This is a genomic window from Neorhizobium huautlense, from assembly GCF_002968575.1.
Classification (GTDB): Bacteria; Pseudomonadota; Alphaproteobacteria; order Rhizobiales; family Rhizobiaceae; genus Neorhizobium; species Neorhizobium huautlense.
Genome location: NZ_PVBM01000013.1, coordinates 61,906 through 87,241, shown reverse-complemented (window position 1 = coordinate 87,241; position 25,336 = coordinate 61,906). Strand labels below are relative to the sequence as shown.

Here is a 25,336-nt window from a genome sequence, read left to right as displayed (position 1 = left end):
CCGGCCGCTGTCAGAATCTTTAGCGACTTTCGGAAAGGGTGCTCTACCGCAATCCCGCAAAGCGCTGGAATTCGGCGGGTGTGCGGCCATAGGCCTGACGGAAGGCGGACGAGAAATGGCTATGGCTTGAGAAGCCCAGTTCCAGCCCGAGCTGGGTCAGGTCGTCATAACTGCCGAGCAGATCGAGCGCGCGGGCGAGCCGGAGGCGAAGCTGGTAACGGTAGAGCGGGGTGCCCTCGACCTGCTGGAAGACTTGAGTGAGGTAAACGGGCGAAACGCCCGCCTCCCTCGCTATTTCTGCCAGCGTCCAGCGGCGGGTCAGATCTGCGGAAAGGGCAAGCTTGGCGCGGTCCACCAGCTTCTGCCGTCCCGCGCTTGCGCTCGCGGCATGGGCGGTTCGTTCGCCTACCGCCCGGCGCACCAGCGTCAAGCCCAGCGTTTCCGCCTCCAGCGTCTCGGCAGTGCCGCGAAGCAGGCTGTGGCGCAGCAGCGCCACAAGCGCCTGGGCGCGGGCGTCTATCCGGAGGCGCTGCTTGTTGAAGACGAAGCGGGAGCCTTTCGGATTCCGATGTTCGCTGGGGACCAGTTCTTCCAGCATGGATTCGGGAACATCCATGCTGAGACAGGCATCGCCGCCTTCGACCGGATGGCTGATCTGATAGCCCTCGTCGCAGTTGAAGAAGAGCACCTGATTGGCTTCGGCCACCGTGTCGTCGCGGCCGACGTGGCGCATGAACACGCCGCGATAGGGAAAGACGAGGCTTGTCGCATGCGAGCACTCCTCGCCGCTGCGGTGACGGCACTCGCCATTGCACATGACGTCGCGGACCGTGATCAGGCCGGTATCGAGCAGTTTTTTGACGGCGAACTGGCTCATGTGCCTCTCATCTGTTGAACGCAATATAAGCCTTGACGGCCCCGACAGCCACCCGTTTCGACACCTGCGCAGGAGGCGGCTGCCGCGTCTTAGGGCGAGTTTTCTCCGTCCTCGTAATGGAAAAGCTCATGCGAGCTGCGCCACATCCGGCGCAAGGCGGCACTTCGGCCCCTGAACTCCGCATCGAGAGTTTCGCATTTGGAAATACGGTCGTGGCGGAAGTGGCGAAAATCCTGGCGCAGTTCGCAAAACCCGGCAAGCAGCACGCCGTCGATATAGTAGACGACGGCAAGAGGGCAGACCGTCCTCTTTGTCTCATGACCGGTTCCATCGCGGTAACAGAAGCTCAGCTTGCGTTCTTCGCGGATGGCACGACGCAACAGGCGCATGTCGACCGTCGAATCCGGTATCGCATGCCAGGAGGAGACCAGAAGATGGGTTTCGCCGATCGGCGGCTGGGAGGAAGGCAGGACCGAATTGATCTTGGCCATCGCGGCGCTGCCCGCATCTTCCAGGCTGCGATCGCCGGTGCGCCCGATGAGCGACAGGCCGACGGTTATCGCTTCCATCTCCTCCGGAGTGAACATCAGGGGAGGGAGATCGAAGCCGCGCCGCATCACATAACCGATGCCGGCGGCACCCTCGATCGGCACGCGGGTCGCCTGCAGTGCCGCAATATCCCGATAGACCGTCCGTTTCGTCACCTCCAGACGGGAGGCAATCGCTTCGGCCGTCAGCGGCGATCGGGAGGCGCGCAACATCTGGATGATCTCGAACATGCGGCTCGAACGCGCCATCATTGCACTCCAAGGTGATCTCAGGCGATTGAACACTGCTGACAGGCTGCTGTCAGCACCAATCTGTTAGTCCGGCTTCAATCGCACCCAGCCTTCGGGACAGCCAATGAAATCTTCGCCCTATGTCGCCGGCCTTGTCATCATCCTGTTTTCCACCATCGCCCTCAGCACGGCGGGACTGATGGCGCGACTGGTATCGCTGGACAGTGCGACGATCCTCGTCTGGCGTGGTCTTGCCGGGGGCGCAGCCCTATTCCTGTTCTTCCTGATCACGTCGCCGCAGCGCAAGCTTCATGGACTTGGTCGCCTGGGCTGGCCGGGGATCGCGATTGCCGTCGTCTCCGCGGCCGGCATGGTTCTGTTCATTGCGGCGCTGCTTGAGACGAGCGTTGCGCATGTCTCGATCATTTTCGCGACATGCCCGTTCGTCTCGGCTGGCCTCGGTTTCCTCCTACTCGGGGAACGGCCGGGGCGGAGCGCGGTGGCGGCCAGCGTGGCGGCCGTGGGCGGGGTTGTCGTGATGGTCGGGACAGGGGAGGCCGGCAGCCTTTTCGGAGATTTCCTGGCTCTGGGGATGACCGTTTGCGTGGCCCTGATGACCGTACTGATGCGCCGTTACCCGGCTCAACCGGTTCTTCCCTCTGCCGGGCTCGCAGCCTTCCTCAGTGCGCTCGCCGCATTGTCATTTGCATCGCCGTTCTCAGCTTCGCTGGGAGATATCGCGAGCGTCGCCTTCTTCGGCATCCTGGGGTTCGCGCTCGGCATCGGCCTGCTGCTTCATGGATCCCGTCTTCTGCCACCCGTCGAGACGGCGCTGATCGGCGCACTCGACGCGCCGCTCGCACCCCTCTGGGTCTGGCTGTTTCTCGGCGAAAGCCTGGACGAGGCAACCGTGATCGGCGGCAGCATCGTCATGGCGGGGGTCCTCTTCCACGTGCTGTGGGATCTGCATCGGCGTCAAGTCGGGATCGAAGTCGGCCCTTAAGCCTGCAGCGCCTCGACCAGTTCCTGCATGTCCTCCGGCATCGCCGCCTCGAATTCCATCACCTCGCCGGTGCGGGGATGTTCGAAGACCAGCAGATAGGCGTGCAGCGCCTGGCGCGGGAAACTGTTGACGACGGTCTTTGCCGCTTCGGGCAAAAGGTTCGCCTTGGTCCTGAAACCCGCGGAATAATCCGGGTCGCCGATCAGCGGGTTGCCGACATGCGCCATGTGGACGCGGATCTGGTGGGTCCGGCCGGTTTCCAGCCGGCATTCGATCAGGGATGCCAGCGCCGTGGCGTCCGGTTTTTCGTGGAAGCGCTCGATCACCTCGTAATGGGTAACTGCCTCGCGGGCGTCGTCGCTGTCCTCGCGCTTCACCGCCCGCTTGGTGCGATCGGCACCGGAGCGGCCGAGCGGAGCATCGATCGTGCCCCGCAGCATGGCGGGGCGGCCCCAGACCACGGCCTGATAGGCGCGCTCCAGCGGACCGGAGCGGCCATGGTCGGCGAACTGCTCGGCAAGATGGCGGTGGGCGATGTCGTTCTTGGCGACGACCATCACACCGCTGGTATCCTTGTCGAGACGATGGACGATGCCGGGACGGCGGACGCCGCCGATGCCGGAGAGGCTGTCGCCGCAATGATGGATCAGTGCATTCACCAGGGTGCCGGTCCAGTTGCCGGCGCCGGGATGCACGACCAGACCGGCGGGCTTGGCGATGACGATCAGGTCGTCATCCTCGTAGAGGACCTCAAGCGGAATGTCCTCGCCCTTGGGTTCGGGATCCTCCGGCTCGGGAAGCGTGATTTCCACCGTGTCCCCCATATGGATCTTCTTCTTCGGCTCCGTCACCGGTTTGCCGTTCAGAAGCACAGCGCCCTGTTCGATCAGCGCCTTGATGCGGCTTCGTGAAAACTCACCTTCCAGGACGGTGGTCAACCAGGCGTCGAGCCGCCCTTCGGCCTCATCTCCGGCAGTGAGGACTTTCCTCGGGCGCTCTATCTCGTTAAAGGGATCGTTCATTTAATCTTTCCGGTAGCAATCCGACGCAAGGAACTCCCCATGCCCCAGCCCGATATCGAGGAACAGGAAGAGCCGCTTGATCCGGCAATGGAGAGAATCCGCCGGAAGATGGTGCTTCTGCAACTCGTTTCGGGCGGGATCTTGTTCGTCTGCTTTATGGCCGTCCTTGCAGCGGTTGTCTACAAGGTAGCGCAACGGCCCGATACCCCGGCGCCGGCGACCTCGGCAGGCGGCTTTGCCGTTCCCGCGGGCCAGCCGCTTGCAGCGACGGCCGAACTGCCGGCGGGTTTCAACATTCAGTCGGTATCGCTTTCCGGCGGCCAGATCCTGTTCTACGGTCTTCTCGACGGCGACCAGAAGATATTCATCTTCGATCTCTCGGCCGGCCGCATCGTTGCCGACGTGGCGGTCGGCGTCCCCCGATAGTGGCGCCGATCCGAATCGGCGATGCGGACGATCCGCGGATCGCCGAGTTCCGGTTTATCCGTGATCGCGACCTGACGGGCCGGGAGGGGCGGTTCATTGCGGAGGGGACGGTGGTCCTCAGGATGCTCGCAGCCGCCCACCGCCAAGGAGGGGCGTTCGTTGCCGAAAAGATCCTGCTGCTGGAAAACCGGGTGGCGGGGCTCGCCGACATCCTTTCCGCTTTTCCCCGGGACATTCCCGTCTATGTCGCGTCCGGCACCGTGCTTGACGAGATCGCAGGCTTCCATCTGCATCGCGGGGTGCTGGCGCTCGGCAGGCGGCAGCGCGATCCCTCCGCAGCAGAGTTGATGGCCGCCCTGCCGGAAAAGGCGCTGGTGGTCGCGGCATTCGGCATTTCCAACCACGACAATATCGGCTCCATCTTCCGCAATGCCGCTGCTTTCGGTGCGGACGCGGTGCTCCTCGACCAAAGCTGCTGCGATCCGCTTTACCGCAAGGCGCTCAGGGTCTCGGTCGGCTCCGTGCTCTCCGTGCCCTATGCCCGCAGCGGCAGCATGGCCGAAGTCCTGGCAGCCCTCATGGAAAACGGTTGCGCCGTGTGGGGGCTTTCCCCGGCCGGTGCCGTGGAAATGCGGTCTGTTCCGGCTTCCGATCGCATGGCCCTGATTACGGGCACGGAAGGTGAGGGCCTGCCGGCGGATGTGCTCTCGCGCATCCATACCGCAAGGATTGCCCAAACGCCGGGCCTCGACAGTCTGAACGCGGCGACGGCGACCGGCATCGCGCTCTACGAGATCGCCATGGCGCAAGGCCGGCTATAGACGTTTTGCTCCGGCTAGCCGGCCGCGTCCTGCGCGGCCGCCAATCTCTTCTTCGATTTTGCCGCGAGGCTCTCCCGGTTGCCGTTGCCCGACTTGCCGGAGAGGATCTTGTGGATGGGCGACGACGAACCTTCGCTCAGTGCCGTCAGCGCCACCATATCGGCGGCGATCGAGGCAAGCTCGTCGCGAATGGCCTGATCGCTGCCGCCTTTGTCGCTCTGAAGCCGCTCCGACAAGGCCGTTGCGTGATTGCGTACGTCTTCGGCCATATCTGCGATCATCGGGTCGGCGTCCGCGTCCTGCGCGAGCAGGGATTGTCCCGGCATCGGTGCGTGGGGCAGTTCGCGCAGAACGACGTCCTGCGCCGTTATCTTCTTCTTGGGAACGGGTGGTTTCATCTCTGATTGGGTCAGGGCTGCATCGCGAAGCGCCCGGCTTGCGCCTCGAGCCTCCGCATTTGCAGCTTTCAGTTTTTCCCGCAGGCGGCTGATTTCGGCGAGCCGCCGTTCGAGCGCATTTTCCTTGTCGGCGCGGTCGGCGATCTCGCGCGCCAGCTTTTCTTCCAGCCGCTGGACGCGATGCTCTTCCTGGCCCAGCCGGTTTTCGGCGTCCCTGGCTCGGGCCGCCTGCGCTTTCAGATCGTTGCGCAGCGTATCGCGCTCGTCTCGCAATGCGGTGATCCGGAATTTAAGGTTCTCCACTTCCGTATCCCGGGTCGACAGGTCAATCCGGAAATTGTCGGCTTCGGCGATCTGCAGCAGTTGGCGCTGCTGAAGATTGTCGATTTCCAGATCCCTGGCCGCGATCTTTTCTTCTGCCGCCTCCATTGCCGCCTTCAGCTGCTGGATATAGCTGTCTTCCTGGCGAAGACGGGAGCGCGCCTCGGCTGCCTCGACGTCCAGGTTCTCGATCTGGATGCGCAGTTCGATTGCCTCGCCCTGCAGGCGTTTCACCTCTTCTGACAGGGAGTCGTTCCGAAGCTGCAGCGAAATCGCCTTCTCTCGCTCATGAACCAGCTCCTGCTGTGTCCGTGCGTTTTCGGCCGCATAGACGGCGCGTGCCATGTCGCGCTGGGCGCGCACTTCCTGCGGGCTGATCGGCAGTGTCGCCTTGATGCGGTTTTCCGTATAGCGCACGATCCGCCCATGGATCGCCGGCGCGACGAGCATTGCGAGAAGTGCGGCGCTCAGAAAACCCAAGCCGAACAGGAGAGCAAATTCGATCACGACGAGGCCGTTTCGCAGGCTGGACGGGAATGACGATGTTTAAGCATGCACGGATGCAACCGGCAAGCACCCTTTGGGCGATTGCCCGATCCATCGGTCGCTCTGGTCGATTCCATGAAAGTCCCTCCGATCTCCGGAGGGAAGAATGCCCGGCCTCAGAATGGGTTCCAGGTGGGTGCGCGCGTAAGCTTCAAATACCCGACATTGATGCCGAGGCGGGCGCCGAGCCCGGTGCGGATCGGCACCAGGATCACGTTGTTGTTGCGCAGAACGGTCATGCCGACGCCAGCCACCACGAAGGCCGAGCCCGAAACGCCGCCGAAGCGGGCATAGAGCGCGTCCACCGAGGGGAGGTCGTAGACGAGCATCATCGCCCGCGTCCCCTGTCCGCCGTAGTCGATGCCGAGCGAAGGGCCTTGCCAGAAGGCCGGGTGCTGGCCGGCATTCTTCGTGTAGAGCTCGCCCTCTCCGTAAGTCAGGCCGGCGATGAAGGCGCCCGAACCTTCCTGGCCCAGGATATAGCCGTTCGGAAGGCCGTATTTCTGGAAGGCGTTTTCGACGACTTTGGCAAGCCCGCCGCTGGCGGAGCCGAAGAAGCCATGGCCGGCATCGATGATCTCCTGCGCCGTATACTGGTTCGAACCCTGCTGGGCGGACGCGGTGCAGGTTGAGAAGAGCACGGCTGCGATCATCGCAAACAGCGTCGCGGCAAACTGTGCGAAGGCGGAGGATGTGCGGATGCGCATAGTCAGATCCATCGATTGTATCGTACGGGGTCGGGCCTTTTACATCATGCTTAAGGCTTGGCTATTTTGGAGGCATGGTCTTAATAATCGGTTTACCAAATATGGTGTCATTATGGCCGCCATCATAGCACCATCTCCGCGCAATCTTGGCGTGGCAGAGCAACCTCGGCGCAGATCGCAAATCAGGAGACTCCCATGCCGAAGAATCCGAATCTCACCCTGAGTGGGCCAGATCTGGCGGCGCTTCTGTGCAGCCGTGTCTGCCACGACGTCATCTCACCGGTCGGCGCCATCAACAACGGTCTCGAATTGCTGGACGAGGGCGCCGGCGACAGCGATGCGCTCGATCTCATCCGTACCTCTGCCGTCAACGCTTCCGTCCGCCTCAAGTTTGCGCGCCTTGCCTTCGGCGCCTCCGGTTCGGTGGGAGCGTCCATCGATACCGGTGAGGCGGAGAAGGCGGCAAAGGATTTTGCCATCGCCGAAAAGAAGACCGAAGTCTCCTGGAATGGCCCCAGGGCGATCATCGCCAAGAACCGGGTCAAGCTGCTGCTCAACCTCTTCCTCGTCGCCTATGCAGGCATTCCGCGCGGCGGTTCGGTCGATGTTACGCTGGAAAACCCGGAATATGATGCAAAGTTCGTCATCACGATTAAGGGCCGCATGATGCGCGTGCCGGCAAAGTTCGTCGAGATCGCCAACGGTACTCTGGAAGAGCCGATCGACGCCCATACGGTCCAGCCCTACTACACGGTCCTGCTTGCCGAAGAATGCGGTATGGATCTGAAGCATGTGGTATCGGAAGACAAAATCGTCTTCATCGCCGAAGCTGTGGCGGCCTGAGACGATCCCCCAAAAATCGCTGTTCCAGGTAACCATTCGTTAGCGCCGTGCCCGTAATGATAATTGCTCACAGCCCAGCGAGGCTGCAGCATCAAGGGAAGCACGATGCAGCGTTTGATGATTGCTGATTCGTCGGACGTCGTCCGCAAAGTCGGCAAACGGATCCTTTCGGAATTGGGTTTTCTCGTCGCCGAAGCTGGCAGCGCTCGCGAAGCGGTGCTTCGCTGCCAGACCGATTTGCCGAATTTCCTCATCGTCGACGCGACACTCGATGATGCGCTTGGCTTGATCGCTTCCGTCAGGGCAATGCCGAACGGGAAGAGCGTGCGCATCTTCTATTGCGTCATCGAAGCGGACCTCAAGAGGATGATGGCAGGCAAGCGCGCCGGTGCGGATGACTTCCTCCTGAAGCCGTTCGACCGCAAGATATTGACCTCGGTCTTCTCCGGCTTCGCCCAGGCCGCCTGATCCCAAATCCGCCTTTTGTGACCGTTCTGATTTTTCGCAGAGCTGGCTCCCGTTCGTTGACGTCAGCGGCATAAAAAAGCGCCCGCCGGACGGGCCGGCGGGCGTTCTCGAAAAGGGGAAGGTCAGTCTGTCAGGCGGTCTCGGCGTATTCGGTGCTGTCCGGCTCGCGCAGCACATAGCCTCGGCCCCAGACGGTTTCGATGTAGTTGGCGCCGCCTGCGGCATTGGCGAGCTTCTTGCGCAGCTTGCAGATGAAGACGTCGATGATCTTCAGTTCCGGCTCGTCCATGCCGCCGTAGAGGTGGTTCAGGAACATTTCCTTGGTGAGGGTGGTGCCCTTGCGGAGCGAGAGAAGCTCCAGCATCTGGTATTCCTTGCCCGTCAGGTGGACACGCTGGCCGCCGACTTCGACGGTCTTGGCGTCGAGGTTCACGATCAGTTCGCCGGTGACGATGATCGATTGAGCATGGCCCTTGGAGCGGCGGACGATGGCGTGGATACGAGCGACCAGTTCGTCCTTGTGGAACGGCTTGGTCATGTAGTCATCGGCGCCGAAGCCCAGCCCGCGGACCTTGTCCTCGATTCCGGCCATGCCGGACAGGATGAGGATGGGAGTCTTGACCTTTGAAAGCCTCAAAGTGCGGAGCACTTCGTAACCCGACATGTCGGGGAGATTGAGGTCGAGAAGGATGATGTCGTAGTCGTAGAGTTTGCCGAGGTCGACACCCTCTTCACCGAGATCGGTGGTGTAAACGTTGAAGCTTTCCGATTTCAGCATCAGCTCGATGGACTGGGCCGTCGCGCTGTCATCTTCGATGAGTAGAACCCGCATATTTTTCCCCTTTACCGCCGCGTAAGGTACCTGATTGCCCCCTTACTCGTTACGGATCCAGACTGAGCCTGATTTGGAAGCTGCCACTAAATGGTTAACAAATTATGATTCCCTATGGCAAGGTACATCAATTCGTTAAGCAAAATTAGTAGCAGCCTGTTTTCCCTTATGGATTGGCCATCACCAAACTTGAATCAACGGATGAGGAAATTCCGCTAAGTGATTCATACGACTCTTACATCGTCGCGGCCAAATCAGGCCCTGGCATTTACCGACCCTTAAACGATCGGGATTATCATTAATGATGCCCGTAAACGAAAGGTTAACGCGGCGGCGAATTTATTAACGCCGCGGAAATTTTTTGGTCCGGAGTGTAACAGAGCGGATACACGGGCCTGGGTCTCGCTATCCACGGAGTATTGCGTATGAAGTCGCGTGACAGTCTGGTTCGCCTGAAAGGATTTCAGGTTAACGAAAAACGTCGTCAGCTGCAGCAATTGCAGATGATGATGGCCGAATTCGAGCGAATGTCTAAAGAGCTCGAGCATCAGATCACGGTCGAAGAGAAAAAATCCGGGATCGCCGACCCGAATCACTTCGCCTATCCAACCTTCGCGAAGGCCGCCCGCCAGCGTGCGGACAATCTTCAGGTTTCGATTCGCGAGTTGAAGGTTCAGCAGGAAGCTGCCGAACTGGCGCTCGAGGAGGCGGAAGCAGAACTCGCCAAGGCCTCGGCGCTTGAAGAGCGCGATGGCGGCATGCGCGCCCGGGCCTGATCAGCCGGGCGTCCCGTCGCGGAGTTTGTAAAAGGGGCGGCGCCTTGGCGCCTGTGCCCCATTTCCGTTTGTAATCTCGTTCAGAGACGGTCCCCGCACTGCAGGGCCTATCGCAGGATATCCTGCCAATCCGGATGGCGCTCCACCTGGCTCTTGAAAAACGGGCAGAGCGGAATGATTTTCCATCCGCCCTTGCGGGCCTCTTCGACCGCATGCAGCGCCAGGGCCTGCCCGACACCCTTGCCTCGTAACTTATCGGGTACGCCGGTGTGATCGATGATGATCAGTTGGGGCGAGGCACGGGAATAGCTCATTTCGGCGTAATGGCCGCCGAGTTCGGCGATGTAACGCCCGCCCGATCGTGTTTCCTCATGTGCGATATTCATGCTGGCTCCGTTTTTTCCTTGCAACGCATGATGTAATACGCAGGAGATGAGAGGGAAACAGCGGTTCGCGCTCCGAAAGGGAGACGCACCGTCAACCGGAGCATGGGATGATTTGGCTGCGGTCGCTTCTTCTAATCCTGGCGGCCAGCTTTCTGGCGCTCGGCCTTTTTCTGCCGATCATCCGTTTCGATAAGCTCTACTTCTTCAGCGAGGCACCTTCGCTGATCGAGCTGGTGGCGGCGCTTTTTCGAGAGGGAGATATTGTGCTGTTTCTGGTGGTCGGCCTGTTTTCGATCGTTTTCCCGATCGTGAAGCTGATCGGTCTCGCAGTGCAGCTTTTGAGCCGGGCCGGGGAGGCCGGGCTTTTCCGCCGCGCGATGCCGCATCTCTCCAAGTGGTCCATGATGGATGTGATGCTGGTGGCGATCGTCGTTTTCGCGGCGAAAAGCAGTGGTCTGGCAACGGCGGTTTCCCAACCCGGCCTGTGGTTCTACGCAGCTTCCGCCGTCATTGCCGGTCTGCTGCCCACTTTGGCCGGGACCGGCAAGAAAAGCGTCGCGCGCCGAACAAACTGAAAGGTGCCGTTGCATCTCTTGCAGCGGCACCTTGTTTTCGGCGCGGTAAAACGAATTCTTCTAGTGGCGGTATTGCTGGATGCGGGTCGTCCGCAGGCCCGCCAAGCCATGATCATTGATGGAAGACTGCCAGGACAAAAATTCCTCGACGGTCAGGGTGTAACGCTCGCAGGCTTCTTCCAAGCTCAACAGGCCACCGCGAACCGCCGCGACAACCTCAGCCTTGCGACGGATCACCCAGCGGCGCGTATTGGCCGGCGGAAGGTCCGCAATCGTAAGCGGGCTGCCATCGGGGCCGATGACATATTTTACTCGGGGACGGATCATTTCGGTCATTGGACTCTCTACACAACACAAGACCACGTCGGAGAGCCTAGCGCCGCAGTTTTAACATTTGACTAAACAGCCGCGCGCATTTGTTCCTAGACGTCAAAAGGCGTGCTGGCGCGCATTTTCCGGCGCGGCTGGATCTGTCAGGCGCCGGAAAGGAGCGCGCGTCAAGCGCCGTTACCACCTCGCGGGCGGAGAAAAAGGATGAGCAAAATCAACATGCTTTGCCGCCGCGGACCTCGGCGAGGATGGTGCCGAAGATGATGCGCAGGTCGAGCAGCAGCGAAAAATTATCAATATAATGGAGATCGCAGACAATGCGGGCGCGGGCTTTCCCGGGACTGTCCGCTGGCCCGCGAAGGCCGCGCATCTGTGCCAAACCGGTCATGCCGGGCTTGACCAGGTGGCGACGGTGGTAGTCCGAAACCAGCTCCTCATAGGGAATGCCGGCCGCCAGCATGGCGATGGCGTGGCAGCCAGGACCAACCAGGGACATCTCGCCTTTCAGGACGTTGAGGAGCTGCGGCAGCTCATTGATATTGGTCTTGCGGATGATTGAACCTATCCGGCTGACGTGGGGATCGCCCCCGACCGTCTTGGCAACGCCAGTCGCGTCGGCGAGACCGGTGCGCGTCGAGCGAAACTCGTAGACGCCGATCCTGCGACGGTCCTTGCCCCAGCGGACCTGGGTGACCAGTGCCGGGCCCGGGCTGTCGAGCCGGATCAGGAGCGCCACCATCAGCATGAGCGGCAGAAGCGTGACAAGGGAGGTCAGAGAGACGGCGATGTCCAACCCGCGCTTGACTGCCAATTGGGGTCGCAAGGCGGCATTCCGTCCATGAGGAGACGAGGCCGTCCCAAGATCGGACGCTAGCTTCCCCGCATCGTGGTCTCTTACCCCCACATAAGCGGTTTCTCCATGCAGATCAGGAACACGCAACCCCTTCGCCCGCATATTCACCCCCGCAGCCCCCTGCCGGTTACTAGGGTTTCTAAATATTACACCTTCCTGCGCGAGTCATCCGCCAAGTTAATATCTGGTTAACGATGAATAGAACCTTTCTCGCTTTCCAGTGTCAAAGCATTGTCAAAAACAACTCGGTTTTTCCTGGCCCCAACGCGAGTTCTGCATTTCCCTCGTGGCCGAGCGTGAGATAATCGCCTGCCGACAGGGAGAAAACTCCACAGGCAGACTGCATTTGGGCTCCGCCCGCGAGACCGGCAATGGAAATAAGGGTCTGTGAACCGTTGAGCATCAGGCTGGTTGTATGGCCCGAAGAGGTCTGCACTGCGATATTCACACCGACCAGGTAAAGGCCGGCGGCAGGGACCAGCACACGGTTGCCGCCGGCGGACACTGCGGCGCCGAGCGCTACTCCGCCCTGCGCAAGCGCCAAAGTCGTGAATCCGCTCTGCTGCCCGGAGGAGGGAGAGAAGCTGTTGCCGGTGCGGTGGGCTCGGGCAGCGGGCTGATTGGGCTTTGCGACATGCCCGGCTGCGGAAATGGTGAGGCCGGTGTTCCAGGTGCTGCCGTCACTTACCTTCACCGAGAAGCCGTCGTTGCCGGCCAGGCCCATTTCGGCATGGCCAACCCAGTTGGTCTGGAAGAGCAGCGAGGCGGTATCGGTCGCCGCGGCCTTGTTGATCTTGATCTGATGGCCGGAGCCGGCATGGTTGAAGAGGCTCGCCGGAGAAGAGACAGCGAGCCTGTTCGTGCCGTCCGGGGTGGTGCTGATGCCGAGTTGCTCAAGGCTGCCGCTCGCCGGCAGAGGAATGTCCTGCCACTCGACGCCGGTGAAGACCTTCAGTCTCGAGTTCACGGCGAACCATGCCCGCCATCCGATTTTCGGTTGAGAGAAAGCCCAGTAGCCGTCCTGCCATGATGCGATCTGCGCCTGCCTGCCGGTCCAGGCACCGGTCGGGGCGGCCGCGACAAGATAACAATCGCCTTCCGCCGGAGAACCGGGCGGCATCGCCTGTTCGGCGACAATCGCCAGGTGCACGAGCGCGTCCAGTTTCAGCAGCGCTTCGTTATGGGTGACGTGTTTCTGCGCCTGCGAAGGCAGGATGAAGGGCATTTCCAGGTTGGCGGTGGTATCGGCCATAATCTCTCTCCGTTCTCGTTCGAAACGGAGCTTAAGCTTTAGGGGGAGGGTGGGGAGATGGATTGGCCCAAGGCCTTGATAAGGCTCGATCCCGATCGCCGGTTGTGCCTCATTTCTTTTGCCGATCCGGCATCAGCCGGCGCGAGGCAACTGGCGCCGGGTGCACTACTCCTGATGCTGCAAGAAGACCACGCCGTCATAGCTGAGCGAGAAGTTCGACAAGGCATACGTCCCGTCATCCCGCTGCTTTACGAGATCTCCCGACACCGAAACGATGCTGTTCAGGCCTTCGGATAGGTCGAGCAGGTTGCCCTTGAAGCGCTCCACCCAGCTCTCGTTAAGAGCCTGAAGCCAAGCCGGCTTGTCGTGCGTGCTGTTCACGCGTTCCTGATACATGTTCAGCTGCTCGACCGTCTGCTTGATCCTCCCGACGATATCCTGAGCCTGCCCCTTGAAGGAGTTCGCGACGAATTCGGGATTTTCCCGTTTCATCCTCGCCATCATCTGGCGGGTCACTTCGGCCGCCTCATCTCGCGTTTCTCTCTGGCGCAAGATGGAGGCCACGGTATCAGGAGCATAGACTTCAGCGAGTTCTTCTGGCGTGGCATTAAGCCAAAACTGGTTTTCCTCATGGACGCTTTTGAACTGAGCGCCTGTCGGTCCAGGCTTCTCCGTCGACGGTTCGGCCAATTTACCTGCCCGGTTGTAGATAAAACTGTCGGTGTCATCATGATCCCCCGCAGCCAAGGCCTGGGAAACCGCTTCAACTTCCGAAACGCTGAGGTTTCCGACAGCAGATGAGGCGGCCGGGCTCCCCACATCTTTTGCCACCCCGCCAGCAGCCTTATCGCTACTCTCGGACCGCAGACCTTCGATATAGGTCTTGAGCGTTAAGCCATAATAGGATGTTGACCCGATCGTCGTCATGAGTGCCTCTTCTCATTGTTTCCCTCTCTGATTGCATGTCATCCTTGCCTGGAACTAGCAGCATCATCGCGTCGTGGAGCTTCGGAGGTGTAAAAGAGAGTCCCCAAGAGATTTCTCCTGTCGTCCCTGGATTTGAGGCAGACATTCTCTTCAACTGAGTGGCACACGGACGCACATCCGACCGCGCCTTTTTCGGGCTGGCCTAAATGGAGGCTTCTAAGCAGATGCGGGCTCGCCGGAGAGATGCCGGATCGAGAGAGCAGGATTTCGGCTTTAACGTTAACGGCATCACGATGTTAAATTGCGGTAAGCGTCGGGTTTGGCTAATTTTTTGACAGAAGCTGCCGGTTTTTTGGAATATCTGGTCTTTGCCGCGCCAAATTGTTGAGAAGTGCCGCGTTTTTGACCGGCCCACGGCTTTTTGTCTTCACATTTCTTGCGAAACCGGTATGGAATGCGGTCAAGAACGTAAGAACCCGCAAGGGGCGTAATACAAGAGATGCGGCCGTCTAAAGATCGCATCCGGGGGAAAGTATATGGAGTATTTTATCCAGCAGCTCATAAACGGGCTGACTCTTGGATCCATCTATGGCCTTGTGGCAATCGGCTATACGATGGTTTATGGCATCATCGGCATGATCAACTTCGCCCATGGCGATATTTTCATGCTCGGCGGCTTTGCTGCCCTCATCGTTTTCCTGATCCTCACGTCCTTCTTCGCCGGCATTCCGGTGGCGTTGCTTCTGCTGCTGATGCTCGTCATCGGCATGCTGATGACGGGGTTGTGGAACTGGACGATCGAGCGCGTGGCCTACCGGCCGCTGCGCGGCTCATTCCGGCTCGCGCCGCTGATCACAGCGATCGGCATGTCGATCGTCCTGTCGAACTTCATCCAGGTGACGCAGGGGCCGCGCAACAAGCCGATCCCGCCGCTGGTGACCGATGTTTTCCACGTCGGCGGCATTACTGTCTCATTAAAACAGATCCTCATCGTCGTCATCACGGCGGTGCTGCTGTTCGCCTTCTGGTACATCGTCAACAAGACGCCGCTCGGTCGCGCCCAGCGGGCGACCGAACAGGATCGCAAGATGGCGGCGCTGCTCGGCGTCGACGTCGACCGGACGATTTCGATCACCTTTATCATGGGGGCCGCTCTCGCAGCCGTCGCCGGTGCCATGTATCTGATGTATTACGGCGTCGCCTCGTTCAACGACGGCTTCATTCCGGGCGTCAAGGCCTTCACCGCGGCCGTTCTCGGCGGCATCGGCTCGCTGCCCGGTGCGGTTCTCGGCGGGCTGCTGATCGGCCTCATCGAATCGCTGTGGTCGGCCTATTTCTCCATCGCCTACAAAGATGTCGCCACGTTTGCGATCCTCGCTTTCGTGCTGATCTTCAAGCCGACCGGCATTCTCGGCCGGCCGGAAGTGGAGAAGGTGTAACATGGCAGCTTCCACCGAAACCGGTCATCCGAACGTGCTTGGCAAGGCCGTCCGGGAAGGCGTGTTCGCGGGCGTCGTCGCCTTCCTCATGTTCCTGCTGTTCGTCGGCATCGAGACCTATCAGGACATCAACAACGCGCTGGTCTGGCGCACTCGCTGGGGTCTTCTGGCCATCTTCGTGCTGGTGGCGGCGGTCAGCCGTTTCTTGAGCGTCGGCTTCATCAAGCCGCATATCGATCGCCGCAAGCTCGCCAAGGCAAAGAGCGGCGTTCTCGAAATCTCCGAGCAGAAGAGCTTCTTCCACCGCCATTTTCTCAAGATCGCGCTGGTCTTCCTGCTGGTCTATCCCTTCCTGTCGCTGCTGATCGTCGGCAAGCAGGGATCCCTCAAATATGTCGACAATTTCGGCATCCAGATCCTCATCTACGTGATGCTCGCCTGGGGCCTTAATATCGTCGTCGGCCTCGCCGGTCTGCTCGATCTCGGCTATGTCGCCTTCTATGCGGTCGGCGCCTATTCCTACGCGTTGCTGTCCTCCTATTTCGGCTTCTCCTTCTGGCTGCTCTTGCCCATGTCGGGCATTCTGGCCGCGCTCTGGGGCATCATCCTGGGCTTCCCGGTTCTGCGTCTAAGGGGAGACTATCTCGCCATCGTGACGCTCGCCTTCGGGGAAATCATCCGCCTTGTGCTGATCAACTGGACGGACGTGACCAAGGGAACCTTCGGGATCTCGGGCATCGCCAAAGCGTCGTTCTTCGGCATCTGGTCGTTTGATACTGGCAGCGCCAACAGTTTCGTTAAGGCGTGGGGCCTGTCGGCATCCTCGGTCTATTACAAGATCTTCCTGTTCTACGTGATCCTGGCGCTCTGCATGCTGACCGCCTATGTCACGATCCGGCTTCGGCGCATGCCGATCGGCCGGGCCTGGGAAGCCCTGCGTGAAGACGAGATCGCCTGCCGCTCGCTCGGCATCAACACGGTCACGACCAAGCTGACCGCCTTTGCGACCGGCGCGATGTTCGGTGGTTTCGCGGGCTCCTTCTTCGCCACCCGCCAGGGTTTCGTATCACCGGAAAGCTTCGTCTTCCTGGAATCGGCGGTCATTCTGGCAATTGTCGTTCTCGGCGGCATGGGTTCGCTCACCGGCATCGCAATCGCCGCGGTGGTGATGGTGGGGGGCACCGAAGTGCTGCGCGAAATGTCCTTCCTCAAGGTTGTGTTCGGGCCTGACTTCACGCCGGAACTCTACCGCATGCTGCTGTTCGGTCTGGCGATGATCATCGTCATGCTGTTCAAGCCGCGCGGCTTCGTCGGATCTCGAGAACCGACCGCCTTCCTCAAGGAGCGCAGAGCCGTCTCGGGTAGCTTCACCAAGGAGGGCCACGGCTGATGGCTCTCGGAACGACGACAATGACGAATGACACGATCCTCAAGGTCGAACACCTGTCGATGAAGTTCGGCGGCCTGATGGCGATCAACGACCTGTCGCTGGAGGCCCGGCGCGGCGAGATCACCGCGCTGATCGGCCCGAACGGCGCCGGCAAGACCACGGTGTTCAACTGCATCACCGGCTTTTACAAGCCGACAATGGGCATGCTCACCCTGCAGCGCAAGGACGGCAAGGAATACCTGCTGGAACGCCTGCGGGACTTCGAGATCACCAAAGTGGCGGGCGTCGCCCGCACCTTCCAGAACATCCGGCTGTTCTCGGGTCTGACGGTTCTCGAGAACCTGCTCGTGGCACAGCACAACGCGCTGATGAAGGCGTCGGGCTATACGATCCTCGGTCTTCTTGGCCTGCCGGCTTATCGCAAGGCGGTCGATGCCTCGATCGAGAAGGCGAAATACTGGCTCGACAAGGCCGATCTGACCGATCGCGCCGACGATCCTGCCGGCGATCTTCCCTATGGCGCACAACGGCGGCTCGAAATCGCCCGCGCAATGTGCACCAATCCGGAACTGCTGTGCCTCGACGAACCCGCCGCCGGCCTCAACCCGCGCGAATCGGCGGCGCTCAACACGCTGCTGCACCAGATCCGCGACGAAGGCGTGTCGATCCTGCTGATCGAGCACGACATGTCGGTGGTCATGGAGATTTCCGACCATGTCGTGGTGCTCGAATACGGCCAGAAAATTTCCGACGGTTCGCCGGACCATGTAAAGAACGACCCACGAGTGATCGCCGCTTATCTCGGCGTCGAGGATGACGAGGTGGAAGAAGTGATTGCGGAAGAACTCGATGGGGGCACGCGCTGATGGCAGCTGAATCCCTTCTGAAGGTCCAGGCTGTCGAGACCTATTACGGCAATATCCGCGCGCTCGCAGGCGTCGATGTCGAAGTCAACAAGGGCGAGATCGTCAGCCTGATCGGTGCCAACGGCGCCGGTAAATCCACGCTGATGATGACCATCTGCGGCAGTCCGCAGGCTCGCAGCGGACAGGTGATCTTCGACGGCGAGGATATCACCCGCCTGCCGACGCATCTGATCGCACGCCGCCGCATCGCCCAGTCTCCCGAAGGCCGCCGCATCTTTCCGCGCATGACCGTCTACGAAAACCTCCAGATGGGGGCAGGTCTCGACAACCTCAAATATTTCAATGAGGATGTCGAGAAGATCTTCACGCTCTTCCCGCGGCTGAAGGAACGCCAGACGCAGCGCGGCGGCACGCTTTCGGGCGGCGAACAGCAGATGCTGTCGATCGGGCGTGCGCTGATGGCACGGCCGAAGCTGCTTTTGCTCGACGAACCGTCGCTCGGCCTGGCGCCCTTGATCGTCAAGGGCATTTTCGAGGCGATCAAGAAGTTAAACCAGGAAGAGGGGCTCACCGTCTTCCTCGTCGAACAGAACGCTTTCGCAGCGCTCAAACTTTCAGACCGCGCCTATGTGATGGTCAACGGCAAGGTGACGATGAGCGGTTCCGGCAAGGAACTTCTTGCCAATCCGGAAGTGCGCGCCGCCTATCTTGAAGGCGGACGGCATTGATCGCAGAGGTTGTTATTTCGACAGCCGGGGGAATTTAAGATGCAGGGACTGTTTTTCGAAAGCGATACCGGCGTCCGGTACCTTTTGCGTTTCCTCGTGCTGGTCATCGGCTTCTGGACCGCCTGGCGGGCCGGGAAGGCGGCCGCCGAGGGCTGGAACAACTATCTGACGGTGGTGGTCTATACGCTTCTGCTCGGCGTGGTGATGCGTTTTCTGCATTTCGCGCTGTTCCAGGGGCCATTCATCGACGCCTTCTATTACATCCTCGACGTGGTCATCCTGCTCGTCTTTTCGAGCGCCGGATACCGCATTCGCCGGACGCGTCAGATGGTGCAGAATTACTATTGGCTCTATGAGCCGACTTCGGCTTTCTCCTTCAAGAAGAAAGATTGACAGCCGCTCTTTTCTGTCCTCAGATTAGCCCCGGGTTGAAACAATAAGTAACCTAGAGTGGAACAATTCCGGCGCAGTGATGGTGGGTATTGCGCCCGGTTTCGAAAAACCTGCTCACCTAAAAAATTGGGAGTAACTCGATGAAGAAGTCTCTTCTTTCTGCGGTTGCGCTGACGGCCATGGTCGCCTTCAGCGGTAGCGCATGGGCCGACATCATTATCGGCGTCGGCGGTCCGCTCACGGGCCCGAACGCCGCCTTTGGTGCGCAGCTCCAGAAGGGCGCCGAACAGGCAGCAGCCGACATCAATGCCGCCGGCGGCATCAACGGCGAAAAGATCAAGATCGTTCTCGGTGACGACGTTTCGGATCCGAAGCAGGGTATCTCGGTTGCCAACAAGTTCGCGTCCGACGGCGTGAAGTATGTGGTCGGCCACTTCAACTCGGGTGTATCGATCCCGGCTTCCCAGGAAGTCTATGCCGAAAACGGCATGCTGGAAATCACCCCGGCTGCAACCAACCCGGTCTTTACCGAGCGCGGCCTGTGGAACGTCTTCCGCACCTGCGGCCGCGACGACCAGCAGGGCGGCGTTGCCGGCGCATACCTCGCCGACAAGTTCAAGACTGCCAAGATCGCCATCATCGACGACAAGACGCCTTACGGTCAGGGCCTTGCCGAAGAAACCAAGAAGGCGATGAACGCCAAGGGCGTCAAGGAAGTCATCCGCGAAGGCGTCAATGTCGGCGACAAGGACTTCTCGGCCCTCATTTCCAAGATGAAGGAAGCCGGCGTTTCGATCATCTACTGGGGCGGTCTCCACACCGAAGCCGGCCTGATCATTCGTCAGGCCAAGGACGCCGGCCTCAAGGCAACGCTCGTTTCGGGTGACGGCATCGTCTCGAACGAACTTGCCTCGATCGCCGGCGACGCCGTCGAAGGCACGCTGAACACCTTCGGCCCGGATCCGACGCTGCGCCCTGAAAACAAGGACCTGGTTGCCAAGTTCAAGGCTGCCGGCTTCAACCCGGAAGCATACACGCTCTACTCCTACGCTGCCGTTCAGGTCATCGCTGAAGGCATCAAGGCCACCGGTTCGGCCGATGACGCCGAAGCCGTTGCCAAGACGCTGCACGAAAAGGGTCCGTTTAAGACCGTTCTCGGCGATCTCGCCTTCGACGAAAAGGGCGACCCGAAGCTTCCCGGCTACGTCATGTACGAGTGGAAGAAGGGTCCGGACGGCAAGTACAGCTACTTCCAGCAGGGCAGCTAAGCCCTTATCGGCCAAACCGCATTTTCAGGGGAAGCCCGGCCAAAAGCCGGGCTTCCTTGCGTTTGGCCGGTGATTGCGGCAACCGGCAATGGGCCGGTCTTTCGTCTGCTCCGGGGACGATCCATGTCTGCAGAAGATTTTTTCGGCAGGTATTCCAATGCGATGAGAGAGGTCATGGCCCCTTTTCGTCCCCGCATCCTTCGTTTGCGGGACAATCGTCCCGTCATCGGATGGGAACCGGGTTCGCGAACCGGCCTCCTTCTCCTCGGGTTTTCGGCTCGGTTCCGGTGATGGTCGATGAAGTGGTCTGACGAGGGCTGGGAAATCCTCCAACGATCACCGAAGCGGCCGGGGCAGGCAGACCAAATCTACCTAACACCCCACATACTCCTGCCTGCCCCGTTCCCAACCATGCCGGCGCCGCCGGCGTGGCTAAACGTGTTGGCGGCCGTTATCAGGACGCTGCCTTTTTCTGTCTTGCCTTGAGCCGAAGCCCTACTCGCCGTGCAGCACATGCGCGGCCTTGACCGCGGCCGACGCGCGGTTTTCGACGCCGAGCTTCACATAGATCTGTTCCAGATGCTTGTTCACCGTGCGGGACGAAAGACCGAGGATATCGCCGATGTCCCGGTTCGACTTGCCCTTGGCGATCCAGAGCAGCACTTCGGACTCGCGCTGGGTCAGCGGAAAATGCCGGCGCAGCACTTCGTCGTCGGGTCGTTTGTTGGTGGCCGTCAGACGGAAGAGGTGTTCGTCCGCTCCGATTGCGCCGAGGAAGGAGAAATGCAGGCTCGCCTGGCCGTCCTCCATGAGGGAGAAAGCGGCATCGCGGGCAAAACTCGGCCTGTCCCGTTCCGCCATCCAGGCGCTGATCCGCTGGGCAACGATGTCGAGGCCGTCGTCGCTGCCGGTCGCGGCGTTGATCAGCCGCGTCGCCTGCGGCGTCGACCAATGGATGGCACCATTGGCCTTGACCGCGAGCAGGTGGCGGCCGGCGGCGTCGAGCGCCACGCGGGCGCTCTGCGCCGAGCGGGCATTGGACAGATGCACGCGAATGCGGGCGCGCAGTTCGTCGATGTTGATCGGCTTCGTCAGGTAATCCACGCCGCCGGAATCGAGCGCGTTGACCACATGTTCGGTTTCGGTCAGGCCGGTCATGAAGATGACCGGCACCTGAGCCACGGCGCCGTTGATCTTGAGCCTGCGGCAGGTTTCGAAGCCGTCCATGCCGGGCATGACAGCATCGAGCAGGATCAGGTCCGGCGTGATGCGCTCGACGATGTTCAGCGCCGCCTGGCCGGAGGTGGCGATCAGCACCGAAAAGCCGGACTTTTCCAGCGCTTCGGTGAGGAAGCCGAGCGCTTCGGGGCTGTCGTCCACCAGGAGGACGATGTCGCGCGGCAGGGCAGTCTCAGCCATCACTCGTCCTTTCTGGGGCAAGGCGTGTCAGGAAATTCATGTAGCCGGCAAGATCGAAGGCCTGCACGTAGGTGCCGAGTTCTTCCGCGAAGGATTTGTGTTCCTCCTGCTTGGCGAGATCGGCGAGCTTCGCTTCGATACCGCGGACGTAGCCGATTTCGCCGAGCCGCAAAAGGTCCTCGATATGGTTCGTCCCCGGACTTTTGATCGGCTTCCTGAGGCTTGTCGGAACGGCAAGCGAAGTATCGCTCTCATAAACCCAGACAAGGCCGAGATGGGCAGCCAGCTTGTCTGCGAGACGGCGGATGTCGACGGGCTTGGCGATCGCATCGTTATGGCCTTCGTCGCCGGAGCTTGCGCCGGAACTGTCGCCGATATTTGCCGAAAGCATGACGATCGGAGCTGTCTGGCCGATCTCGCGGAGCCGACCGACGAGCTGCCAGCCGCTCATGCCTGGCATGGAGATGTCGACCAGGAAGAGGTCCGGCGTCACGCCCTCGATCAGCGTCAGGCAATCCGGCCCGCTGTTGGCCGTCAGCACCACGAAATCCATCGGCACGAGCAGTTCGCGCATAAGGTCGCGGTGATCTTCGTTGTCGTCGACGACCATGATGGTGCGCCGCGGGCCGGTATAGGAGACGATCTTCTTTTCCGCGGCCGGCGCCGTGTTGGGCCGCTCGACCGCCGACAGCATCAGCCTCACCTTGAAGATAGACCCTTCTCCCTTGGTGCTGGCGACGGCGATTTCGCCGCCCAGCGTGTTGGTGAGGAGCTGGGTGATCGTAAGCCCGAGGCCAAGCCCCGGCATCGGGCGGATGCTTTCGGCCTCGCCGCGCTGGAAGGGTTCGTAGATGCGGGAGAGATCCTTCTCGGCTATGCCGCGGCCGGTATCGGAAACGGTGAAGGTCGCGACCTGGCTGCGGTAGGCGACCTCGAATCTCACCTTGCCTTCGTCGGTGAACTTGATCGCATTGGAAAGCAGGTTGACCAGGATCTGCCTCAGCCGCTTTTCGTCGGTGCGTACATATTGCGGCAGGGAGCGCGCCCGCTCGTGCTCGAACTCCAGCCCCTTGGCCTGCGCCTGCAGCCCGAACATCTCGACGATCTGGTCCAGAAAGTCCTGGATATTGATCTCGTTGGAATAGACCTGCAGCCGGCCGGCCTCGATCTTGGATATGTCGAGCAGCCCGTCGATCAGGCCGGAAAGGTGATCGGCGGAGCGCTTGATGACCTTGATCGCCGATTGCCGCGGCGGGGGGATTGTTTCGTCGCGTTCGAGGATCTGCGCATATCCCAGCACGGCGTTGAGCGGCGTGCGCAACTCGTGGGACAGACCGACGACATAGCGGCTCTTGGCGCGGTTGGCGGCCTCGGCCGTCTCCTTGGCGTCCTGAAGTGCCGCGTCCGTCTTCTTGTGGGCGGCGATTTCCTTGAGGAGCAAGGTGTTCTGACGGGAGGATTCCTCCTCGGCCACCACCCGGCTGTCATGGGCGAGCACGTAGAACCACGAAACGATGCCGGCGATGATCGCGAAGACGAAGAAGACGATCGTCACCGTCCCATAAATAACCTCGGCATTGGCGGGTGTGGCCCGGCCGACCTGGTGGGCGATCATCGCCAGGATCGCGCCAATCGCAGAGACGGACAGCACAGCGGTGGTTGCGTAACGCCCGAGGCGGGTGGTGAGCCGGGCGATGACGCTTTCCGGCAGGACCGTGCGGGCGACGCTGCCGATCTGGGTATTGAGCCGGGCGCGCGGCTTGCACATGTCGTGGCAGCGGCTGTCGAGCGAGCAGCAGAGCGAGCAGATCGGTGCCGCATAAGCCGGACACCAGGCCATATCCTCGTGCTCGAACGGATGCTCGCATATGGAGCAGGTGATCGAGCCCATGGCTTTCCAGCTCTGCCGCGGTTTTCTCGCGAGGTAGAACTTGCCGCGGGTGGCGAAGGCGATTGCCGGAGAGATGACGAATGCGATGAGCGTCACATAGGTGGCGAGCGAGGCCATCAACGCGCCGAACAGGCCGAAATGGGCGGCCAGCGCCACGCCGGCGGAGCCGAACATTGCGCCGAGCCCGACGGGATTGACGTCGTAGAGATGGGCGCGCTTGAACTCGATGCCCGGAGGCGCAAGACCAAGTGGCTTGTTGATGAAGAGGTCTGCCGAAATGGTGCAGAGCCAGGCCATGGCGACGATCGAAAAGACGCCAAGTGTGGCTTCCAGCAGCCGGTAGATGCCGAGCTCCATCAGCAACAATGCGATCAGCACGTTGAAGACAAGCCAGACGACGCGGCCCGGATGGCTGTGGGTCAGCCGCGAGAAGAAATTCGACCAGGCGAGCGAGCCCGCATAGGCGTTCATCACGTTGATCTTGAGCTGCGAGACGACCACGAAGGCGGCCATCAAAAGCAGCGCCGCGGTTTCGTTCGGGATCATGTAGCCGAACGCCGCCAGATACATATGGGCCGGGTCGGCGGCCTCGCCGATCGGCACGCCTGTCGAGAGCGTCAGGACGGCCAGGAAGGAACCCGCCAGGAGCTTCGGCACCCCGACGACCACCCAGCCGGAACCTGCAAGGAAAACAGCGAGCCGATGGCGCCATTTCCGCAAGCCTTCCGGGGGCAGGAAGCGGAGGAAGTCGACCTGCTCGCCGATCTGCGGCATCAGCGCGAGGATGACGGCCGAGGCGGCTCCGAATTCGAGGAGGTCGAAGGGCGCCGCCCCGCCAACTTCGGCATTCGAATGATTAATTCCGGCAAAGGCGCGCCAGAGGTCGAACTTTTCCCAGTCCAGAAAGGCGATGAACACGAAAGGCAGGACGTTCAGCACGATCCAGAAGGGCTGCGTCAGCAGCTGGAAGCGGGAGATCAGCTGCACGCCGTAGATGACGAGCGGGATCACCACGGCGGCGCTGATCATGTAGCCGATCCAGGGCGGAATGCCGAAGGCAAGATCGAGCGCGCCGGTCATGATCGAGGCTTCGATCGCAAACAGCATGAAGGTGAAGCTCGCATAGATCAGCGAGGTGATGGTCGAGCCGATGTAACCGAAGCTCGCGCCGCGGGTCAGAAGATCGATGTCGACCCCGTGGCGGATCGCGTAGCGGCTGATTGGAAGGCCGATGACGAGCATGGCGATGGCGGCAGCGACGATTGCGAAGAAGGCGTTCGTGGTGCCGTAGGAGAGGGTGATCGCTCCGCCGATCGCCTCGAGCGCCAGAAAGGAAATCGCCCCGATCGCCGTCTGCGAAATACGGCTGGAGGAAAAGCGGCGGGCGCTTTTGGCGGTGAAACGCAGCGCATAGTCTTCCAGCGTCTGGTTGGCGACCCAACGATTGTATTCCCGTCGGACCGGGATGATGCGTTGCCGCGCTGCCATGCCTAATTTCTAGCACCTTGAGGGAGAAGACTGTCTATTAGGCACTTTCAGCTGTGGCGCAACGTTTTGCAAGCAGGCTTTCGCATTTGCGAAGCTTAGGTTCACTTCCACCGGCTGTTTTCGGACGTGCTGATACTTGTTTATTGATTGTGAGGAGAACTGCGGACCTTCTGCCACAGCCGTAGCTATAATGTTCCAGGCCGCCACAACTGCGACACAGACGCTTGCAAGCTGGAACATGACATCCCATGTCAACAAACGTTAACCCAGGCGGAAGAGGTATGGCGGCAAGTGCCTTTAACGCTTTACATC

The 25,336-nt window shown here is 60.7% G+C and carries 26 protein-coding genes; 13 read left to right on the top strand and 13 right to left on the bottom strand.

Annotated elements, in window-relative coordinates; translation table 11 throughout:
* Positions 1–43 precede the first annotated feature (43 nt).
* Positions 44–877, bottom strand: a complete 834-nt coding sequence (locus tag C5L12_RS15820) for a helix-turn-helix domain-containing protein (protein ID WP_105373005.1) — start codon at positions 875–877, stop codon at positions 44–46.
* Between the two features lie 89 nt (positions 878–966).
* The gene (locus C5L12_RS15815) at positions 967–1,674 is read right to left on the bottom strand and encodes a helix-turn-helix transcriptional regulator (RefSeq protein ID WP_105373071.1); all 708 of its coding nucleotides are present in this window, start codon (positions 1,672–1,674) and stop codon (positions 967–969) included.
* A gap of 106 nt (positions 1,675–1,780) precedes the next feature.
* Here C5L12_RS15815 and C5L12_RS15810 point away from each other — a divergent pair, with 106 nt between their 5' ends.
* A complete protein-coding gene (locus C5L12_RS15810) occupies positions 1,781–2,659 on the top strand; it encodes a DMT family transporter (protein ID WP_105373004.1) in 879 nt (292 codons plus the stop codon).
* On the opposite strand, the gene C5L12_RS15805 is transcribed toward C5L12_RS15810, so the two are convergent.
* The gene (locus C5L12_RS15805; RefSeq protein WP_105373003.1) at positions 2,656–3,681 is read right to left on the bottom strand and encodes an RluA family pseudouridine synthase; all 1,026 of its coding nucleotides are present in this window, start codon (positions 3,679–3,681) and stop codon (positions 2,656–2,658) included. The genes C5L12_RS15810 and C5L12_RS15805 overlap by 4 nt on opposite strands.
* A 39-nt stretch (positions 3,682–3,720) precedes the next feature.
* Between C5L12_RS15805 and C5L12_RS15800 the strand changes: the two genes are divergently transcribed.
* Both C5L12_RS15800 and C5L12_RS15795 read left to right on the top strand, forming a co-directional pair.
* On the top strand, positions 3,721–4,107 hold the full coding sequence (locus C5L12_RS15800; RefSeq protein ID WP_105373002.1) for a hypothetical protein: 387 nt from the start codon (positions 3,721–3,723) through the stop codon (positions 4,105–4,107).
* A complete protein-coding gene (locus C5L12_RS15795; RefSeq protein ID WP_105373001.1) occupies positions 4,107–4,928 on the top strand; it encodes a TrmH family RNA methyltransferase in 822 nt (273 codons plus the stop codon). Before C5L12_RS15800 ends, C5L12_RS15795 begins: the two co-directional genes overlap by 1 nt.
* Positions 4,929–4,942: 14 nt before the next feature.
* Here C5L12_RS15795 and C5L12_RS15790 read toward each other — a convergent pair whose 3' ends face one another.
* Both C5L12_RS15790 and C5L12_RS15785 read right to left on the bottom strand, forming a co-directional pair.
* Entirely contained in the window at positions 4,943–6,154 is a 1,212-nt protein-coding gene (locus C5L12_RS15790) for a coiled-coil domain-containing protein (protein ID WP_105373000.1), read from the bottom strand.
* A gap of 155 nt (positions 6,155–6,309) precedes the next feature.
* Complete coding sequence (locus C5L12_RS15785; RefSeq protein WP_245422930.1) at positions 6,310–6,846, bottom strand: DUF1134 domain-containing protein; 537 nt, start codon at positions 6,844–6,846, stop codon at positions 6,310–6,312.
* A gap of 249 nt (positions 6,847–7,095) precedes the next feature.
* On the opposite strand from C5L12_RS15785, the gene chpT reads away from it, so the two are divergent.
* Together chpT and C5L12_RS15775 are read left to right on the top strand one after the other, a co-directional pair.
* Positions 7,096–7,743, top strand: a complete 648-nt coding sequence (gene chpT / locus C5L12_RS15780) for a histidine phosphotransferase ChpT (protein WP_105372999.1) — start codon at positions 7,096–7,098, stop codon at positions 7,741–7,743.
* A gap of 105 nt (positions 7,744–7,848) precedes the next feature.
* On the top strand, positions 7,849–8,211 hold the full coding sequence (locus C5L12_RS15775; RefSeq protein ID WP_105372998.1) for a response regulator: 363 nt from the start codon (positions 7,849–7,851) through the stop codon (positions 8,209–8,211).
* 130 nt (positions 8,212–8,341) lie between these two features.
* On the opposite strand, the gene ctrA is transcribed toward C5L12_RS15775, so the two are convergent.
* Positions 8,342–9,043, bottom strand: a complete 702-nt coding sequence (gene ctrA / locus C5L12_RS15770) for a response regulator transcription factor CtrA (RefSeq protein WP_105372997.1) — start codon at positions 9,041–9,043, stop codon at positions 8,342–8,344.
* Between the two features lie 425 nt (positions 9,044–9,468).
* Between ctrA and C5L12_RS15765 the strand changes: the two genes are divergently transcribed.
* Entirely contained in the window at positions 9,469–9,819 is a 351-nt protein-coding gene (locus C5L12_RS15765) for a flagellar export protein FliJ (protein WP_105372996.1), read from the top strand.
* Between the two features lie 107 nt (positions 9,820–9,926).
* Here C5L12_RS15765 and C5L12_RS15760 read toward each other — a convergent pair whose 3' ends face one another.
* Positions 9,927–10,205: a GNAT family N-acetyltransferase gene (locus C5L12_RS15760; protein WP_105372995.1), complete on the bottom strand. Its 279-nt coding sequence runs from the start codon at positions 10,203–10,205 to the stop codon at positions 9,927–9,929.
* Positions 10,206–10,312: 107 nt separating this feature from the next.
* Here C5L12_RS15760 and C5L12_RS15755 point away from each other — a divergent pair, with 107 nt between their 5' ends.
* A complete protein-coding gene (locus C5L12_RS15755; RefSeq protein ID WP_105372994.1) occupies positions 10,313–10,780 on the top strand; it encodes a paraquat-inducible protein A in 468 nt (155 codons plus the stop codon).
* Positions 10,781–10,840: 60 nt separating this feature from the next.
* On the opposite strand, the gene sciP is transcribed toward C5L12_RS15755, so the two are convergent.
* The 4 genes from sciP to C5L12_RS15735 all read right to left on the bottom strand — a co-directional run bounded on the left by sciP (position 10,841) and on the right by C5L12_RS15735 (position 14,142).
* Positions 10,841–11,116 carry a CtrA inhibitor SciP gene (sciP, locus tag C5L12_RS15750; RefSeq protein WP_018327815.1) on the bottom strand — a complete coding sequence of 92 codons (276 nt, stop codon included), beginning with the start codon at positions 11,114–11,116 and terminating at the stop codon, positions 10,841–10,843.
* Positions 11,117–11,324: 208 nt separating this feature from the next.
* A complete protein-coding gene (locus C5L12_RS15745; protein ID WP_245422927.1) occupies positions 11,325–11,933 on the bottom strand; it encodes a sugar transferase in 609 nt (202 codons plus the stop codon).
* Between the two features lie 253 nt (positions 11,934–12,186).
* A complete protein-coding gene (locus tag C5L12_RS15740; RefSeq protein WP_105372992.1) occupies positions 12,187–13,215 on the bottom strand; it encodes a DUF2793 domain-containing protein in 1,029 nt (342 codons plus the stop codon).
* 165 nt (positions 13,216–13,380) lie between these two features.
* A complete protein-coding gene (locus C5L12_RS15735; RefSeq protein ID WP_105372991.1) occupies positions 13,381–14,142 on the bottom strand; it encodes a hypothetical protein in 762 nt (253 codons plus the stop codon).
* A gap of 536 nt (positions 14,143–14,678) precedes the next feature.
* Between C5L12_RS15735 and C5L12_RS15730 the strand changes: the two genes are divergently transcribed.
* From C5L12_RS15730 to C5L12_RS15705, 6 genes are all read left to right on the top strand, one after another.
* Complete coding sequence (locus C5L12_RS15730) at positions 14,679–15,581, top strand: branched-chain amino acid ABC transporter permease (protein ID WP_105372990.1); 903 nt, start codon at positions 14,679–14,681, stop codon at positions 15,579–15,581.
* Between the two features lies 1 nt (position 15,582).
* A complete protein-coding gene (livM, locus tag C5L12_RS15725; RefSeq protein ID WP_105372989.1) occupies positions 15,583–16,971 on the top strand; it encodes a high-affinity branched-chain amino acid ABC transporter permease LivM in 1,389 nt (462 codons plus the stop codon).
* On the top strand, positions 16,971–17,837 hold the full coding sequence (locus C5L12_RS15720) for an ABC transporter ATP-binding protein (RefSeq protein WP_105372988.1): 867 nt from the start codon (positions 16,971–16,973) through the stop codon (positions 17,835–17,837). The genes livM and C5L12_RS15720 overlap by 1 nt, the downstream gene beginning before the upstream one ends.
* A complete protein-coding gene (locus tag C5L12_RS15715) occupies positions 17,837–18,565 on the top strand; it encodes an ABC transporter ATP-binding protein (RefSeq protein WP_105372987.1) in 729 nt (242 codons plus the stop codon). Before C5L12_RS15720 ends, C5L12_RS15715 begins: the two co-directional genes overlap by 1 nt.
* Before the next feature lie 39 nt (positions 18,566–18,604).
* Positions 18,605–18,958 (top strand): DUF6867 family protein, encoded by a 354-nt coding sequence (locus C5L12_RS15710; RefSeq protein ID WP_105372986.1) that lies wholly within the window; start codon positions 18,605–18,607, stop codon positions 18,956–18,958.
* Between the two features lie 140 nt (positions 18,959–19,098).
* Positions 19,099–20,226 carry a branched-chain amino acid ABC transporter substrate-binding protein gene (locus C5L12_RS15705; protein ID WP_105372985.1) on the top strand — a complete coding sequence of 376 codons (1,128 nt, stop codon included), beginning with the start codon at positions 19,099–19,101 and terminating at the stop codon, positions 20,224–20,226.
* A 495-nt stretch (positions 20,227–20,721) separates the two neighbouring features.
* Here the strand turns inward: C5L12_RS15705 and C5L12_RS15700 are convergent, their stop codons facing one another.
* Both C5L12_RS15700 and C5L12_RS15695 read right to left on the bottom strand, forming a co-directional pair.
* Positions 20,722–21,645, bottom strand: a complete 924-nt coding sequence (locus C5L12_RS15700) for a response regulator transcription factor (RefSeq protein WP_105372984.1) — start codon at positions 21,643–21,645, stop codon at positions 20,722–20,724.
* Positions 21,638–25,024 carry a hybrid sensor histidine kinase/response regulator gene (locus C5L12_RS15695; RefSeq protein WP_105372983.1) on the bottom strand — a complete coding sequence of 1,129 codons (3,387 nt, stop codon included), beginning with the start codon at positions 25,022–25,024 and terminating at the stop codon, positions 21,638–21,640. The genes C5L12_RS15700 and C5L12_RS15695 overlap by 8 nt, the downstream gene beginning before the upstream one ends.
* Positions 25,025–25,336: the final 312 nt, after the last annotated feature.